This is a genomic window from Chloroflexota bacterium (genome assembly GCA_034717495.1).
Classification (GTDB): Bacteria; Chloroflexota; Anaerolineae; order JAAEKA01; family JAAEKA01; genus JAYELL01.
Genome location: JAYELL010000001.1, coordinates 263,283 through 278,525 on the forward strand (window position 1 = coordinate 263,283; position 15,243 = coordinate 278,525).

A 15,243-nucleotide genomic window follows, 5' to 3' on the forward strand; every position below is an offset into this window, starting at 1 on the left:
AAGGAAACTGTGTGAAAAGTCTTGTCCATGGCTTGTTGGGTCTTCAAAGTGTGCTTTGCTGCATCAGGCGGGTTTCCAGGCCTGAATTGCAGCTTTCGAGCGGCCTGGGGAGACCGTTGACCCTTTTTCAAACAGCTACTAAAGGGCTCCCGGGTCGCCCACCAGAAAAAATGGTGCCCAGAAATAAGGATGGGCAACGATGCCGTCTTCTACCGAGGCAAGTTGCTGGTTGAAAAACTCGCGCTGGGCCTGGCGCAGCGCAGCGCCCTTGGCGAAGCCGTCAGCGAGTTTGCCGTAGAAGTTCTCCATGAACCGCGCTGTGGCACTATCCTCCACGGTCCACAAGGTGAGAAGTAGCGAGGCCGCGCCTGCGTACAAAAAGGCGCGCATCAATCCGAGAAGTTCGTCTCCCCCGGCGATTGCGCTGCGTCCGGTCTGGCAGGCGCTGAGCGTCACCAGCGACGCTTGCACCCGCTGGTTGAAAATATCAAGCGTTGTCAACCAGCTATCTTCAAGAGCGATTCCGGAAAAGAGGGGGTTGTCCGGCCTGAAATCGCCATGGGCTGCGATATGCACAATCTGGCATTCCCTCATGGCGTCCTTCAATTTACTTACCAGGGCCTGGTCTTCCAGCAATAGCTGGCCGTCGAATTGTGCCGCCACCGATCGGGCTTCAGCCAGGGTATGGGGCAGTCTGCCGTGCAACGAATGGGCGCAGGCCACCGTCGGCCCCGGCACTTTCTGGCTCCGAGAACTGTAGCGGAGGAGACTGGCCCCTGGGAGATAGCTGATCTCGTGATTTTCGACCAGATAGGTTGTTCCGTCGAACAGGGCGTGAAAGGGCAGGTAGTGCAAAGGACCGTGGGGCACGATCACGTGGCGCGGGAAATCCTCGACAAGTGCCTGAATCGGGGCATACAACTGGTCGTGGGCGCGCTTCAGCAGGCCCTGGGCGTTCCTGGTGAGTTCACCGATTCGCGTCGAACCGCCGGCCAGCACCGCGCCAAAGTTGAGCTGGAGCAGACGAAGCAGTTGCTGAATCTGGGCCGGTTTTACCCCAAGCCGGCGTGCCTCAACCGCATCCTGTGTCACCAGGAAGACCACCAACTCATTCTTCACAGAGAAGTATTCGACCAGAATCGTTTCAGCAGGCAGGAAGGGCTGGATGGGCTCGGCGCGTATCTGCCACAACGCCGCGTCGCGTGCGTAGTCAGCGTTGCGGATCAGCAGTTTGTGCCACAGGGAGGTAATTTGTTTTTCAAGTTCGAGAACATCCTGCTGCGAATCCTGCCATGTGTCCTCGCCACTGGATCCACCTCGAACGCCGATTTCGTTCTGCACCTGCCATTGCCGGACTATCAGGTCGCGCTTTTCTCGCAGCCGCTGCAATTCGGTGATCAAGGCCGCATCGCCCGGATTTCTGGCCTCGATGCTGAGATCCAGCCGGAAGGCCAGCATATCGATCAATGCCCGGGACTTGGCGCGTTCCGCATATTCCAGGCTCAATTCGGGCTGCTGGTTCTCCAGGCCCAGATCAACCAGCTCTTCGTAGACCGCCTGCTTGTCTCCCTGGAAATCGGCCCGAAACTCGATCATGATCCGACCTCGCAGCTGTTCCAACGCCGCAATCGCCTTCTTGTATTCGTCGATCGCGTCTTCCAGACGACCCTGTTTGGCTGCGGCCAGGCCCCTCAAGTGGTGGCCCTGGTATTGCAGAGCCGGAATATTGTTTTCCTCTCCGATCCTCAGAGATCGGTCAGCCAGGTCAAGGCCTTCCGCTATGCTGTCCTGTGCCAGCGCAGACCGGGCCGCGACCAACAGTCCATGCGCCTGCCGGACAGGATGGCCGGATGCCGCCAATACTGCCGCTGCATCAAGTGCCAGGGTTTGGCTGGTTTCATACTGCTTCATCTGTCGCAAGATGCTGGCGGTCTCGATATCAGTCAGTGCCGCCCAAACCTTGTTGTCGGAAGCTGCGAAGATATGCCGGGCCTCCTCCAGGGAGTCGAGGGCGTCGCCGAATCGCCCCAGGCCTGCATAGGCCAGTGCTTCATTGACAATGGCCTGTCCGACCTCCTTTGGCGCTCCCAGCCGGACGAACAGATCGCGCACCCGGAGGCAGCGATCCCGGACATCGGCATAGCGCCGGAGCTGAATAAGGCAGTTGCTGGCGAACAACTCAACCAGCATGGCATCGCGTTCCCGCCCGTCGGCCAGAAAGACTCCCGATACGTGGTCCAGATGCTCAAGGGCTTCGTTATAGCGCCCCAGAACGAAAAAGGTCATGGCCAGATTCTGTCGGGCACGGGCAGCGGCCACCGGCTGATGAAGCTCGTCGAGGCGCTGCCAGGCGAGGGTGCTCGCGTCGATGGCAGCATCGAATTGGCCCAGGTTTCGCAGGACATGGGAGCGGTTGAGCTGTGTCCAGAGCCAGCCGGTTTCCCCCTGTTCTCCCATCTCCTGATAGAGCGAGGCTGCTTGATCGAACTTTGCCAGGGCTTCCCGATCGGCTCCCTTGCGGGCGAAATTCACCGCCATGTTCATGGTCAATGAAGTCAAAGGAGTTAGCTGATTGTGGGCAACGAGGACAGTTTCCGCTTGATCAGCTTCCCTGGCGGCCTCCTCATAGCGACCAATACACCCCAGTGCAGCTACCTTGCCGATCGCTGAACGCGCTTCCTCCACTGGCATGTTGGCTTGCCGGTAAATGTCAGCAGCCTGATCATATAGCCCGATGGCCCGATGATAATCCCCCAATCCAAGAGCGTAAACATTTGCCTCGGCAAGCAGCCCCAGGGCCTGATCTGCCGGCTCCTCGTTTAATTCAGCCCAGGTATTGATCAACTCAACAGTGTCCAGTGATCGCTGAACGTTGGACCTCAACAGTCTGTCGGCCTCCGCCTTCAGGGCGCGGGAAATCTCGCCATCATCCTTGCCAGCATGGTCCTCGAGAAGGAGGCGCTGACTGGCAGAATCTGGCGCGGCAAGAAGCTGCTCGACAAATTCCTCCGTAGCCATCACTCGTTGTTTTTTCGCAGCCGGTTAATCTTTCTCCAGTTCCAATTCCTGGATATGGACTTCCAGAGCAGGTGCGCTCAAAATGATGTCGTATTGAGCTGGTGATACGCTGGCAAAGAGGAAGTTTCCCAGGTCGTCCACGTTGGCCGCGGCGATCCACTGCCCCTCTTGCCAGAGATGCGCCTGGGTCTCGACGGGTTGGCCCAGGCCCGTTACCAGTCCGAGGACGTCCAGAGAGCCGGGCGACTCCCCACTGGCCTGAAGGTCAAGGACGATTTGCATTTCACCGGTGACATCGTAGACCATGGGTGTATCCCCGGCACCGCGAACACCGGCGAAAGCAGGAGCGAATGCCGGACTTTGCAGTCCTTGCGAAAGGTTGCCGGCCAGTTTGGCGATCAATACCTGGACCCGTTCCTTGATCGGGCCAACGAAATCGCTTTGTTCCCGGGGTTCGGTGTCAATCAGGAATCGCTCAAGCTGGACGAGTTCGAGCGCACAGTGGGGGCAGGATGCGACATGCGTTGAGATTTCCGCGGCTTGATTCGCCGGCAGCAGGCTCGCGTGAAACTCGCCAAGTTCAATGGACGAGGGGCACTCGGCTCTGAATAGAATGCCTTCAAGATGCCGTTTTTCGATCGCAACGGCATTTGCCCGGTTGCGGCAATAATCGCATCGAGCCAGGTGCGAAATCACCTCCGGGCTTGTTTCACCATCTGCCCACATTAGCAGCATGGTGTCCTCAAGGGCTGGTGGAGAGATACAGTTCATAAAAAAACACGCTCCAATTGGAACAGATAAGGATTCACCAGTTTAAACGAGACCTAGCCAAAAGTTTCAGCATAGTCGAGCAGGATATCTCTCAACTCCTTGTCTCGTCGGAGCCTCGCCAGCACATTCTGTTTGATCCGGTAGATTTCCCGGGTGTCGTCGAACACCTGGCTGTAGCTTTGTTGCAGCTCGCGCGGTTTCATCGCCAGGACGAAACAGCCGTGTAGAACCAGCCGTTCTTTCTCGCTGGCCATGCGCTGCTCGAAAAGATGCCAGAACGATTTCTTCTGAGACTCGTAGACAGCGCTGTCCTCGACGCTTGGGCCTGGCCTTGGTTTGCCTGCAAGGGCCTCCTCCGGCTCAGCATCGACTGTTTCATGACGCCGCAATCTTGAATGATCAACTATGACACTGTTCGTGCATAATTTCAGGTAGCGCAGCAGCGATGGAAGGTTGGGAAATCGCTCAAATTTCTCCGGCGTCACAGCTCTCCAGATTTTTTCGAACGAACGATTGACGAAATACTGGATTTCCTCTCCTGTTCCCGGATAACTCGGGTGGCGTTCTACCCAACCCGCTACAAGAGGCTGGTATTGGCTGTAGAGACAGGAGTGGGCATGTTCATCGTGATGTAGAATGGCGCGCCGGAAAAGTTCGTAACAAAAAGCAGGATCGTAATCCTTCCTGTTGAAGAAATGGGTAGTTTCCTGGGCACACCGGTGTGCGATACCGGATAAATTGAGTGCTGCGAGGTCAACTCTGTCTGCCATGGGATGAAAAGGAGAACCAACTATCGAAATTGCGCCATGTTCCTTGTCAGACCATTATACAATGACTGAAAAAAGATGCAAAGGGGTTGTCTTCCATATCAACGTAATCGCCAATCCAATTTTATGAACCCTTAATGTTGTCGTAATGGGCAGTTAGCCTTGGCAGGATACGATGATGATCGATATCAGGGGTAAGGATGGGGCATGCTGCCAGCATCTACGGTCATAGAGGGACAATTTTCTTCCAGACGCACTAATCCGGAAGAGTCTTCGGGCATAATCTGAGTTTTGAGAAAGGTGATTTATGGATCAGGTTCCAGGAAAGCGTTATGGTGGTTCAGTTGCAATCATTGCTTTGCTGATCGCTACGTTGATTGTCACAGTTGTTATGGCGATTCCAGCAATTGACGGTCTGCCCGCGCAGGCCAGCACGGTGAGCGATGTTTTCGTTCAGCAACCTCCGGTCCGGGCAGGCGTCTCCGCTGCGGCAACACGACCCGCAGACCAGACTCTGCCACCCGATCTGGCAGCAGCGCTGACCTTGGTTGAAGCACAGGAACGAGTCCTGACAAATATCTATGAGACAGTCTTGCCTTCCGTGGTGCATATTCAGGTGCGACAGCGCATTGACAGGGAAAATCTGGGCGGGTTCGCTGTCCCAGGCTTGCCATTCGGTGGACCCGATGACCCGGACACTCCCGGCGATGATTTCTTTCGGGGTGGCGAGGGTTCCGGTTTCGTCTGGGATGATGCGGGCCATATCGTCACCAACAATCACGTAGTCGAAAATGCGGTCGAAGTTCGTGTCTTCTTTTCCAATGGGTTTGAGGCAGAAGCCGAGGTTCTTGGCAAGGATGCCGATGCCGACCTGGCTGTAATTTCCATTGACGTCGATTCCGATCAATTGGTGCCCGTGGTTCTTGGAAACAGCGGCAACCTTCGGGTTGGACAATTGGCAGTAGCTATTGGCAACCCCTTTGGCCTCGAAAACACCATGACATTTGGGATCATCAGCGCACTGGGCCGAACGATCAACAGTGGCCGGACACCCTTTTCGATCCCGGAGGTGGTTCAGACCGATGCGCCTATCAATCCGGGCAACTCGGGTGGACCTCTGCTGGATCGATTTGGTCGGGTCATCGGTATCAACACCCAGATCGTGAGCCGAAGTGGCAGCAATTCAGGCATCGGGTTTGCCGTGCCGATAGACATTGCTAAAAGGATCGTGCCTGAGTTGATCGAGGATGGCGACTACGAGTATTCCTGGCTGGGGATCACCGGTCAGACCTTGCGATCAGAGGTCGTCGAGGCCAACGACCTTTCCCCGGACACTCGAGGCGCTCTGGTCGTAGCGCTTGCTGGTGGCGGCCCGGCAGACCAGGCTGGTCTCGTTGGCAGCCAGAACAGGCAAATCGAGGATGCATTGCCCTATCCAGTGGGTGGAGATGTGATCGTTGCGATTGCAGATCAGCCGGTCACGGGAATGGATGATCTGATCACCTACCTGGCCAGCCAGACCCAACCGGGCGACGTGGTGACGCTGGAGGTGATCAGGGATGGAGAGACCATCTCGCTGGACGTGGAGCTGGGAGCTCGTCCCGGTGTCATGGAAGTTCGAAACCAGTTTCAGGATGACGGCGAGAAATAGAAACCCTGGCCTGACTCTTTCAGCGATCTCGGTCGCGATCGGAGCAGGCGCATGCTGTTCAAGATCACGATAAGCGACGCTCCCACGTCGGCAAAAACCGCCATCCAGAGCGTTGCATAACCCAGCAGTGCCAGGACGACGAAGACCGCTTTGATTGCCAGACTCAGCGCCACGTTTTGTATGATGATGTTTCGCGTTTGGCGGCTAAGGCGGACCAGGTAGGGCAGGCGCGCAAGGTCATCTCCCATCAAGGCAATATCCGCGGTTTCGATGGCCTGATCGGTGCCGGCGCTGCCCATGGCGATCCCTACTGTGGCTCGGGCCAGCGCCGGTGCGTCGTTCACGCCATCTCCCACCATGGCTACAGGGCCGATATGATCGAGGATGTCGGCGATGGCGTTGACTTTGTCTTCCGGAAGAAGACTGGCCCGAACGTCGTCGATCCCAACCTGGCCGGCGATTGCCATGGCTGCGGCGTCGCTGTCTCCCGTCAGCATGATCGTGTGCTGGATGCCGACCTCCTTTAGGGCTGCTATCGCCTCCGCGGCTTCCGGCCGGACCTGATCGGCGACGGCCAGGAATCCCCGTACCGCGTTCGTGTCGTGCACCAGGAGCGCGGTTTGCCCCCGAAGCTCGGCATCGCGGACTTGCCTGCAGAGCGGGTTAGCTTCGCAGAGGCCCAGGTCGTGAACATGGCGGTGGCTGCTTATGCCGATCATCTGGCCGTCGATCTGGCCCTGGACGCCCATTCCGAGAAGCGCCTCGACTTGCCCGGCAGCAGGGTATTGCCGATCCAGTTGCCTGTGCCGCGCTGCCTCTACTACAGCGCGGGCCAGGGGGTGTTCAGATCGTCGCTCGACGGCTGCCGCAAGGGCCAGCAGGTCATCGCAGGAGGAGCAGTTTGTGCTGGAATGCCCGTTGCCAGAGGCCGCGCAATGAATCGTCGTGAGCGCCGGCTGTCCAACAGTCAGCGTTCCCGTCTTGTCGAAGGCGATGGCGCGCACGCCGCTCATGGCTTCCAGGTTGGCACCTCCCTTGATCAGAACGCCATGACGGGCGGCGGCCGTGATGGCTGCAACGATGCTCACCGGGATCGATAACACCAGCGCGCAAGGGCAGGCAATCACCAGCAATGTCAGCGACCGGTAGAGCCAGCCTGTGGTGGTGGCGGTATCGAAAAAGGGTTGACCGAATAACAAGGGCGGTACGATCGCCACCAGAACGGCAATACCCATAACGGCAGGCGTGTAGATGCGGGCAAAACGGTCAACCCAGCGCTGGGCCGGCGCCTTGCTGCTTTGAGCCTCTTCAACCAGGTGAATCAACCTGCTCAGTGTGTTGTCCTCGGCCAGATGGGTGACTTCAATCGTCAGCGTGCCATTGCCATTCACCGTGCCCGCAAAGACCTGATCGCCAGGAGACTTGTCGACCGGAAGGCTTTCACCGGTGATGGGCGACTGGTTGACAGCCGATTGTCCCGACAATACGACGCCATCCATGGGAAATCGTTCACCGGGACGTACAAAAATTGTCTCGCCGATTGCCAAATCCTCGACCGGAACGGCGAGTTCGTGGGGTTCACACCAGGGACATGGCCCGCCATTGTAAACTTCTCCCGTGGGAAGGGCTTTGCCAAAATGCTCCTCACAGTCGACGCAGGGACGCAGGATGGTTGCCTGTGAGGGAGAGAGGGACACCAGGCTCTGGATCGCCTGTCTTGCCCGACCCATGGTATAACCTTCGAGTAACTCGCCGATGCTGAACAGGAACACCACCATGGCCCCTTCGGGCCATTCCCCGATCGCCGCCGCGCCCAACACAGCTACCGTCATCAAGACGTTGATATCAAATTCGTGGTTGTAGCGAAGGCTGGCATAGGCCTTGCGGGCGATCTTGTAGCCGCCGACGACGATGGCAGCGGCAAAGAATCCGGTTGTGACCACCTCAGGCCATTGCAGCCAAGCGCCAAACCAGCCGATGCCGATAAGCAAGCCACATGAAAGGGTGGCCGAAAGGCGGGCCTGGCTTCGCAGCGTATGCAGCAGCCACTCCACACCCTGGGTTTTGGCGGGGTCGCTCGAATCATCCCCGGTGGCGACAGCATAGCCCATGTCGCGAACGCGCCGCTCGACCTGGCCAGGTTCCAGCACCGCCGGATCGATTACCAGGGTCAATTTCGTACTCACGAAGCTTACATCACAGGCGTCTACGCCTGGAAGTTGGCCGATGCTCTTTTCAAGTTTCAGGGCACAATCGGCGCAATCCATTCCCTCAATGGAATAGCTTAGTTCGTTCTGTCCATCGGAGCCAGGAAGTGCCATTTCCTTAGTTTTCAAGCTCCTTCAGCAGTTCATAGGCGGCTTGCGAGGTTGCCAAATCTGCCGCAGGCCCCTTCATGGCAGCCAGAACTGGTTTACTGATTTCACGGACCCCGGGGTCCGTGTTTTTGCTTAGCGCTACCTGTGCGACTTCTCTCAGATTGACGCCGGTGCCGTGAGCCACCAGGTCACGAAGAACCGGGAGTAGTGCGGCCTTGCCGCAGTAGGCCAGCGCGTTGGCGGCCGCCCAGCGGACACCAAACTCGTCGTCGTGCAGGGTCTGGACCAGAACAGCGATCGTTTCGTCGTCGGTGTAGCCCGCGAGCGCATGAATCGCTGTTTCGTGTTCGATGTCGGTCCTGTCGGAGTCCCGAAGAATCGCAAGCGCTTCCAGTTGGCCAAGGGTATCCATGGTTTCCTCCAGTCTTCCAGGGTTAGAAGAACCTGGGTAAGCCGGCCCAGGCTGATTGCTTGACTCGTGTCTTCCGAATCGATTCCAATCGCACTGCTGCTTCTGCCTTCCACTCTACCGCGAGTCGTCCTGCGAGTCAAGCATTGAGGTTATACTTTGACATCCTCACATCCCGGCGTATACTTCTTGTCTGGATTGCTCCGAGAGCGATTTCCAGAGTACATCCCGTTGAAAGACCGTTTTATGAATGAACTATGGAAAGTGATTGTCCTCGGCATCGTGGAGGGAATCACGGAATTCCTTCCCGTTTCGTCCACAGGCCATCTCATCGTCGTTGCCGATCTGATCGATTTTGAGGGATCCATCGGTGGCACGTTCGAGATATTCATCCAGTTGGGCGCCACCCTGGCTGTCGTCGTCTATTTCTTCCGCGACTTGTTGGATCAGGCAAAACGATTGCCGACCGACAGGACTGTCCAACGCTTCTGGCTCAATATTCTCATTGCCTTTTTACCCGCGGCGATCATCGGTTTCCTTATCCATGATTGGATCAAGGAAGTGTTATTCTCGCCCTTGGTGGTGGCGGTGGCGTTGGTATTGGGTGGCGTCATTCTGATTCTGGTCGACAGGGTTGAACGTGAGGGGGCCATCAGCGATCTCTTTGCTGTTCCACCCAAAAAAGCACTGGCCATCGGCATTGCCCAGGTGGCCGCGCTGATTCCTGGTACCTCACGCTCGGGCGCCACGATCGTGGGGGGGTTGCTCTCCGGTCTTGACAGGAAAACTGCCACCGAGTTTTCGTTTTATCTGGCCATACCGACCCTGGGGGGCGCGACTGTATTCGAACTGCTGACCAGCCTGGATCAGATCGGTCGGGACGATGCACTTAACCTGATCGTCGGCGCGATTGTATCGTTTGTCGTTGCTTTGGTCGTGATTGGTTGGCTGCTGCGCTACGTGCAAACCCACAGTTTTCTATTGTTTGGAATTTACCGGATCATTGCGGGGGCGACGATCCTGGCCTGGTGGCAATGGATTGCCTGAACCTCTTTATGTCGTTGCGACGGCTGGCGGATTCAGTAGTGGTTAGCGGCAAGCGTGCGCCAGGGCCGGCAGGATCGTGGCCGCATCCCCTCGGATTACGACGTCTGCAATGGAGTCGGCGCGGGTGGGTTCTCGATTGATAAGAATGATCTTAGCACCCTGGCGTTTGGCCAGATAGGGAAGATCAGCCGCCGGTTCAACCTCCAGCGAAGATCCGACGGCGATCACCACGTCGCACTCGAGGGCGGCCTGTTGCGCCTTTCTCAGGTTCTCATACTCCAGCGGTTCACCGAACAGGATAACATCTGGTTTCACCAGGCCGTTGCATGCTTCGCAATGGATGATTTGGCCGCGCTCGACGAGGGGCCAGAGGATTTCTGTTGAGACCTGCTGGCGGCATGAGAGGCAGGAGGCTGAACGCAAGTGTCCATGAAGTTCGACGACCTCGCTCGAACCGGCTGCCTGGTGCAAACCGTCGATGTTTTGGGTCACAATCAGGGGCAACAGGCCTTTGTGTTCCCACTCGGCCAGGGCGTGGTGGGCCGGGTTGGGTTGGGCGTGGCGGATCTGTCGAGCCAGGGGGACAAACCATCGATAGAAGGCGGTGGGAGTGTCCTGGAATCCCCAAATGGAGGCTACGATGAACGGGTCAACCTGCTGCCAAAGTCCTGAACTGGGGCTACGGAAATCGGGGATCCCTGAGGGTGTACTGATGCCAGCACCGGTGAGCGCCATCACATGGCTTGCGGAACGAAGTATTCTGGAGGCATTCCTGATTTCTTGCTGGCTCATAGGTTATCGACTACCAGCCGGGTTCTGGGTTCGGCTACTGTACCATACGAGTCACTGGCGGACAAACGGCGAGCACTTGACGTAATTCAGCTTTTTATGTATTATGGTAGGTGATGACGGTGAAGCGCCGTGCCGATGGCCTTCTTCGATCGGGCCCGCTATCCAGTATTCTGCCGATATCGCCGACGCTAAATGTGGTATGATGCACACGAATTCTCGGGCCTAGACATGGAGCCTAGCACCAAATGATATCTGATTGGGCCCGCGGTTTTTTTCGGGGATTTCTTGAGGCGGTAGCCAGGTTTTTTCAGCGCCTGGGGGTTACACCAAACCAGCTAACAATTATCGGCCTCATGCTTCAGGCGGTCGTTGCCGTAGTGATCGCGCTCGGATACCTTCCTTTGGCTGGAATCTTGCTGGTCCTCTTTTCCATCTTCGACGCCTTCGACGGTACCCTGGCTCGCATGACCGGGCGCGCCAGCACCTTCGGCTCCTTCCTCGATTCAACCATCGACCGTTATGCTGAGGCCATTGTTCTCTTCGGCCTTCTTGTGTACATGACAGGAATAGGCGATCGGACTGGTATTCTGCTGATCTATGTTTCAATCGTCGGTTCCCTGTTGGTAAGCTATACGCGGGCCAAGGCCGAGAGTCTCGATATCGAGTGTAAGGTTGGCATCCTAACCAGAGCCGAACGCATCATTGTCCTGGTCATTGGCCTGGTATTCTCGGGATGGCACCCGTTTCCTGGAGGCCCCGGCGTTCTGATCCTGGCGCTCTGGGTCCTGGCTATTTTCAGCAACGTCACCGCTATCCAGCGGGTTTATGCCGTATGGAAAGCGACTGAATCGGAGCGAAATTAGCCAATTTGTTGACCTCAGTCAACTGGATAAAAATTGTTCAAAAACTGGGCGTTATTTTTCCGCCGTCCGTACGTCTTGAGAGGTGATGAGGGTGTCGTCAAAGACAACCAACTTGGAGAAGCACACATTGGAACGGGCAAAAGCCTACGATACTGATGCATTGGCTCAGATCTTCGACCAATACCAGGGCAAGATTTACAGCTACATGTATCATCGAGTCGGTAATCCGTCCGTCGCGCAAGACCTAACATCGCAGGTCTTCTTGCGTGTGCTCGAAGCAATTCAAAACGAGCGTGCCTGGCAGTCCTCCTTCTCAGGCTGGCTTTATAGAATTGCTCATAACCTGGTCATCGATTACTACCGTCGCCGGGGGCGCTCCACCCAGGTTTCATTCGAAGATGTACCGGCTCTCGTTTCCAAAGGCGTGGGCCCCGAGCAAGCAGCTCAGCGTGCGCTGGACGCCGAGGGGTTGCGTGATGCCATCAATCGACTGACGGAAGAACAAGCCCAGGTCGTAACTTTACGGTTCCTTGAAGGATTAAGCATTGCTGAAGTCGCTATGGCCATGGAAAAGACGGAAGGTGCTATTAAGGCCCTGCAATACAGGGCGGTCTCATCTCTTCGTCGGTTGATGGTGTAACAGGCATTAGAAACCATGGCAGATATGAGTGCCCGTTTTGAGGCATATGTAGGTGAACTGGAAAGTGGCGCCAGCGTGGACGAATGTGTCTTCGCCGACGACGCCACGGACTCCAGTCTTGCCCCCTTGATTGAGCTGGTGGCGGCCCTGCGCGGGTTGGGCGGGCCAGTACCCGCGCGCGATCCCGAAACGCTGGACGTAGCCCGGACAAGCTTCCTTGAACAAGTCACCCTGTTTGGTCAGCAGGTAAACCAGGAGTTGGAGGATGCCCTGGCGCAGGCCACCCTCATGTTAGGGGCCGGCGCCACCATCGATGAATGCAGTGATGCCTTTCCCGACCTGGCCGAGCAACTCGAACCGCTCCTGGTTACGGTGGACCAACTTCAAACCCTGAGCGACCCTGCGCCACTGCCGGATCCGGACCAGGTAGCCTTTGAACGCAATCGTTTCCTGGCACGCGCTACGCTGTTGGGCCAGGCTCCGGCAACCAGCATCGACGACGCGCTGGACGCGAGTCTGGCCATGATGGCATCGGGGGCAACGCTCGACCAGTGTATCGACAGGTTCCCCCACCATGCGGCGGAATTACGATCGCTTCTTGATACAGTGTTCGCCCTCGAACCCGCTGCCGAACCGGTCCCGGAACGACAGCCCGCGGTAGTTTCAGCCCAGCGAGCGGCATTTCTGGCCGCAGCAGGCGAATATGCTGATGAACCAGGGCCACTGCTTGCGTTCTGGTACGGTTTACTTGATGGCATCGAGTCTTTCTTTGTGCCGGGGGCAAGGCGATGGGCTGCTGTTGCGGCTGCCCTCCTGGTTGTGTTGGTTGGTTTGAGTGGGTTTTCCGTTCAGGTTGCCGCCTCTTCCTTGCCCGGAGATGCCCTTTATCCAGTCAAACTGGCGTCCGAACGTGTCCGTCTGGTTCTGACTACCGACGGCGGGCCCCGCGATATTTTAGCTGAACAGCTTGCGGGTCAGCGCCGGGTCGAAGCAGAAGCCATTTCCGGATTGGGGCGGGTTGCCCGGATGGTGATTCCGGGTGAGATAGAGCGCATCGAGGATGGAGTCTGGTGGCTTGCAGATCTTGCGGTCCCGGTCATGGTTTCGGGTGACACTATTGTTCTCGACGGTGTTCCCGAGCCGGGAAGTAAGGTTCTTATCGAGGCTGTTTCCGATAGCGGCGGCACGCTCCATGCCATTAACATCTGGATCCTGGAAGGCCCATCAGAGTCCTCTGTGGAGGCCGCTCCCCTGCCTGCGACTGCCACACCAACGCCGACAGCGACCTGGACATCGACGCCACTGCCAAGTGATACACCGACGCATGAGCCGAGCAATACGCCGGTTTCGGCTGCCGTCCCGGTTCCGACCAGAACGCCGACGAGGACTCCAACCCGCACGCCGACACCATCGCCGACGCCGAGTCCCTCGCCGACCCCAACGGCGACGATTACGCCGACCCCGACCCCCACAACCCCGACTACTATAAACGTAGGCGGTGTGATTTTGGAGAAACACACCAACTGGTGGCGTGTGGCCGACCATCGAGTTCTCCTGGATAGCGCCACCGTCATCGACGAAACCGTGGCGCCGGCTGAGGTGGGAGCGGATGTCAATGTGGAGGGCTTCCCGCAGCCCGGCGGCGAGATCCTCGCGACCCTCATTACCGTTGTCAGAGGGGCACCCGGACCGGAGATCAAGGAATTCACCGGTCGGATCAACGCCATGAACGGTTCCAATTGGCAGATCGGCAGCACCTGGGTTGTGGTTACCGGCTCTACCGAGATCACCGGCGATCCGGAGATTGGGAAAGTTGCGTCGGTGCGGGCCGAGCGCGATCCGGGCGGACCATGGGAAGCGAAGTGGATCCATGTTCGGGAAACTGAGATTGTCTATATCGATGGGATCATCACCTCGATCAACGGTGATACCTGGGTTGTAGGAGGCCAGACGATCCATGTGGATGGGTCTACTGATATTGCAGGTGATCCCGAGGTCGGACGTCGCGCCCAGGTTGAGGCTGAGGTTCGCCCCGAGGGATTGTACGCCCGCCGAATTCACGTCTTCGGTCCCACTGATACGCCAACCCATACGCCGACCTTTACACCGAGTCTCACGGCGACCTTTACTCCGACGCCGACCGGTACACCCACAGTAACCATTACACCTTCGGATACTCCGACATTGGAGCCTACGGCAACAAATACGCCAACGGTCGAACCGACCAATACTTCGACTCCTGAACCCACGGAAACCCCGACGGTCAAGCCGACTGATACCGTGACACCCGAACCGACCAGTACGCCGACGCCTGAACCGACCGATACATCGACACCTGAACCGACCGATACGCCGACACCTGAACCGACCGATACGCCGACACCTGAACCGACCGATACATCGACACCTGAACCGACCGATACATCGACACCTGAACCGACCAATACGCCGACAGAAGCGCCAACGGATACACCGACCCCCCGACCCTCGCCGACATCGACTGCAGTAATACCGATTCCGCTCACGCCGACGCCGGAGTAACACCTTTGGCGGATAGCCGTGCAGCGCGGCAGACAGGCTTCGATGGCTCACTGTCGCAAGAAAAATATCAACGGTTTTTTCGACTGGCGCGTTTTTTGAACCTGTTGTATACTTGCTGAAGTTATGACGCCCTGGGCATTATTGTTCTCATCAATCGTCCGCCGCCGCCGTTAACACTGCAGCGCAAGAAAAAAAGAAGCAGTTGGTGCCAGAAGCCGAGGTTGTCTCGGGTCTGGAATGCTTTTTCCGCGTTGTCCAGTGGCCTGGGCCAGAAATGAATAACCTACAACGATCTCCAACTTTGCACCATCGCCGGGATGCCGCCACGGTTTCGACCTCTTTGTCGAAGTTCGGGTGGCAGTTTTTGCTTGTACTGTTCTTGGGATTCACCAGTGGCCTGCTGGTGGCCCAAGGCCTGAATACCAC

General features: G+C 57.4%; 11 protein-coding genes. 5 read left to right on the top strand and 6 right to left on the bottom strand.

The window, feature by feature from the left end:
- Positions 1-138 precede the first annotated feature (138 nt).
- The 3 genes from U9R25_01045 to U9R25_01055 are packed head-to-tail and all read right to left on the bottom strand — an operon-like array spanning position 139 to position 4,559.
- The gene (locus U9R25_01045) at positions 139-3,018 is read right to left on the bottom strand and encodes a CHAT domain-containing tetratricopeptide repeat protein (GenBank protein ID MEA3334465.1); all 2,880 of its coding nucleotides are present in this window, start codon (positions 3,016-3,018) and stop codon (positions 139-141) included.
- Positions 3,019-3,042: 24 nt separating this feature from the next.
- Positions 3,043-3,789 carry a hypothetical protein gene (locus U9R25_01050; GenBank protein MEA3334466.1) on the bottom strand — a complete coding sequence of 249 codons (747 nt, stop codon included), beginning with the start codon at positions 3,787-3,789 and terminating at the stop codon, positions 3,043-3,045.
- 53 nt (positions 3,790-3,842) lie between these two features.
- Positions 3,843-4,559 carry a hypothetical protein gene (locus tag U9R25_01055; protein MEA3334467.1) on the bottom strand — a complete coding sequence of 239 codons (717 nt, stop codon included), beginning with the start codon at positions 4,557-4,559 and terminating at the stop codon, positions 3,843-3,845.
- Between the two features lie 304 nt (positions 4,560-4,863).
- Here U9R25_01055 and U9R25_01060 point away from each other — a divergent pair, with 304 nt between their 5' ends.
- A complete protein-coding gene (locus tag U9R25_01060; GenBank protein MEA3334468.1) occupies positions 4,864-6,207 on the top strand; it encodes a trypsin-like peptidase domain-containing protein in 1,344 nt (447 codons plus the stop codon).
- On the opposite strand, the gene U9R25_01065 is transcribed toward U9R25_01060, so the two are convergent.
- A complete protein-coding gene (locus U9R25_01065; GenBank protein ID MEA3334469.1) occupies positions 6,186-8,543 on the bottom strand; it encodes a heavy metal translocating P-type ATPase in 2,358 nt (785 codons plus the stop codon). The genes U9R25_01060 and U9R25_01065 overlap by 22 nt on opposite strands.
- Complete coding sequence (locus U9R25_01070) at positions 8,533-8,937, bottom strand: HEAT repeat domain-containing protein (GenBank protein ID MEA3334470.1); 405 nt, start codon at positions 8,935-8,937, stop codon at positions 8,533-8,535. Before U9R25_01070 ends, U9R25_01065 begins: the two co-directional genes overlap by 11 nt.
- 243 nt (positions 8,938-9,180) lie before the next feature.
- Here U9R25_01070 and U9R25_01075 point away from each other — a divergent pair, with 243 nt between their 5' ends.
- Positions 9,181-9,981 carry an undecaprenyl-diphosphate phosphatase gene (locus tag U9R25_01075; protein ID MEA3334471.1) on the top strand — a complete coding sequence of 267 codons (801 nt, stop codon included), beginning with the start codon at positions 9,181-9,183 and terminating at the stop codon, positions 9,979-9,981.
- A 42-nt stretch (positions 9,982-10,023) separates the two neighbouring features.
- Here the strand turns inward: U9R25_01075 and U9R25_01080 are convergent, their stop codons facing one another.
- Positions 10,024-10,773, bottom strand: a complete 750-nt coding sequence (locus U9R25_01080; protein MEA3334472.1) for an NAD-dependent deacylase — start codon at positions 10,771-10,773, stop codon at positions 10,024-10,026.
- A gap of 245 nt (positions 10,774-11,018) precedes the next feature.
- On the opposite strand from U9R25_01080, the gene U9R25_01085 reads away from it, so the two are divergent.
- From U9R25_01085 to U9R25_01095, 3 genes are all read left to right on the top strand, one after another.
- On the top strand, positions 11,019-11,636 hold the full coding sequence (locus U9R25_01085; protein ID MEA3334473.1) for a CDP-alcohol phosphatidyltransferase family protein: 618 nt from the start codon (positions 11,019-11,021) through the stop codon (positions 11,634-11,636).
- 127 nt (positions 11,637-11,763) lie between these two features.
- Entirely contained in the window at positions 11,764-12,276 is a 513-nt protein-coding gene (locus U9R25_01090) for a sigma-70 family RNA polymerase sigma factor (protein ID MEA3334474.1), read from the top strand.
- 15 nt (positions 12,277-12,291) lie between these two features.
- Positions 12,292-14,817 (top strand): DUF5666 domain-containing protein, encoded by a 2,526-nt coding sequence (locus tag U9R25_01095; protein MEA3334475.1) that lies wholly within the window; start codon positions 12,292-12,294, stop codon positions 14,815-14,817.
- Positions 14,818-15,243 lie beyond the last annotated feature (426 nt).

Excerpts from the sequence above, each read along its gene's own strand:
- U9R25_01045 (MEA3334465.1), bottom strand. The coding sequence starts at position 3,018 with ATGGCTACGGAGGAATTTGTCGAGCAGCTTCTTGCCGCGCCAGATTCT.
- U9R25_01085 (MEA3334473.1), top strand. The coding sequence starts at position 11,019 with ATGATATCTGATTGGGCCCGCGGTTTTTTTCGGGGATTTCTTGAGGCG.
- U9R25_01060 (MEA3334468.1), top strand. The coding sequence starts at position 4,864 with ATGGATCAGGTTCCAGGAAAGCGTTATGGTGGTTCAGTTGCAATCATT.
- U9R25_01055 (MEA3334467.1), bottom strand. The coding sequence starts at position 4,559 with ATGGCAGACAGAGTTGACCTCGCAGCACTCAATTTATCCGGTATCGCA.
- U9R25_01080 (MEA3334472.1), bottom strand. The coding sequence starts at position 10,773 with ATGAGCCAGCAAGAAATCAGGAATGCCTCCAGAATACTTCGTTCCGCA.
- U9R25_01095 (MEA3334475.1), top strand. The coding sequence starts at position 12,292 with ATGGCAGATATGAGTGCCCGTTTTGAGGCATATGTAGGTGAACTGGAA.
- U9R25_01050 (MEA3334466.1), bottom strand. The coding sequence starts at position 3,789 with ATGAACTGTATCTCTCCACCAGCCCTTGAGGACACCATGCTGCTAATG.
- U9R25_01075 (MEA3334471.1), top strand. The coding sequence starts at position 9,181 with ATGAATGAACTATGGAAAGTGATTGTCCTCGGCATCGTGGAGGGAATC.
- U9R25_01070 (MEA3334470.1), bottom strand. The coding sequence starts at position 8,937 with ATGGATACCCTTGGCCAACTGGAAGCGCTTGCGATTCTTCGGGACTCC.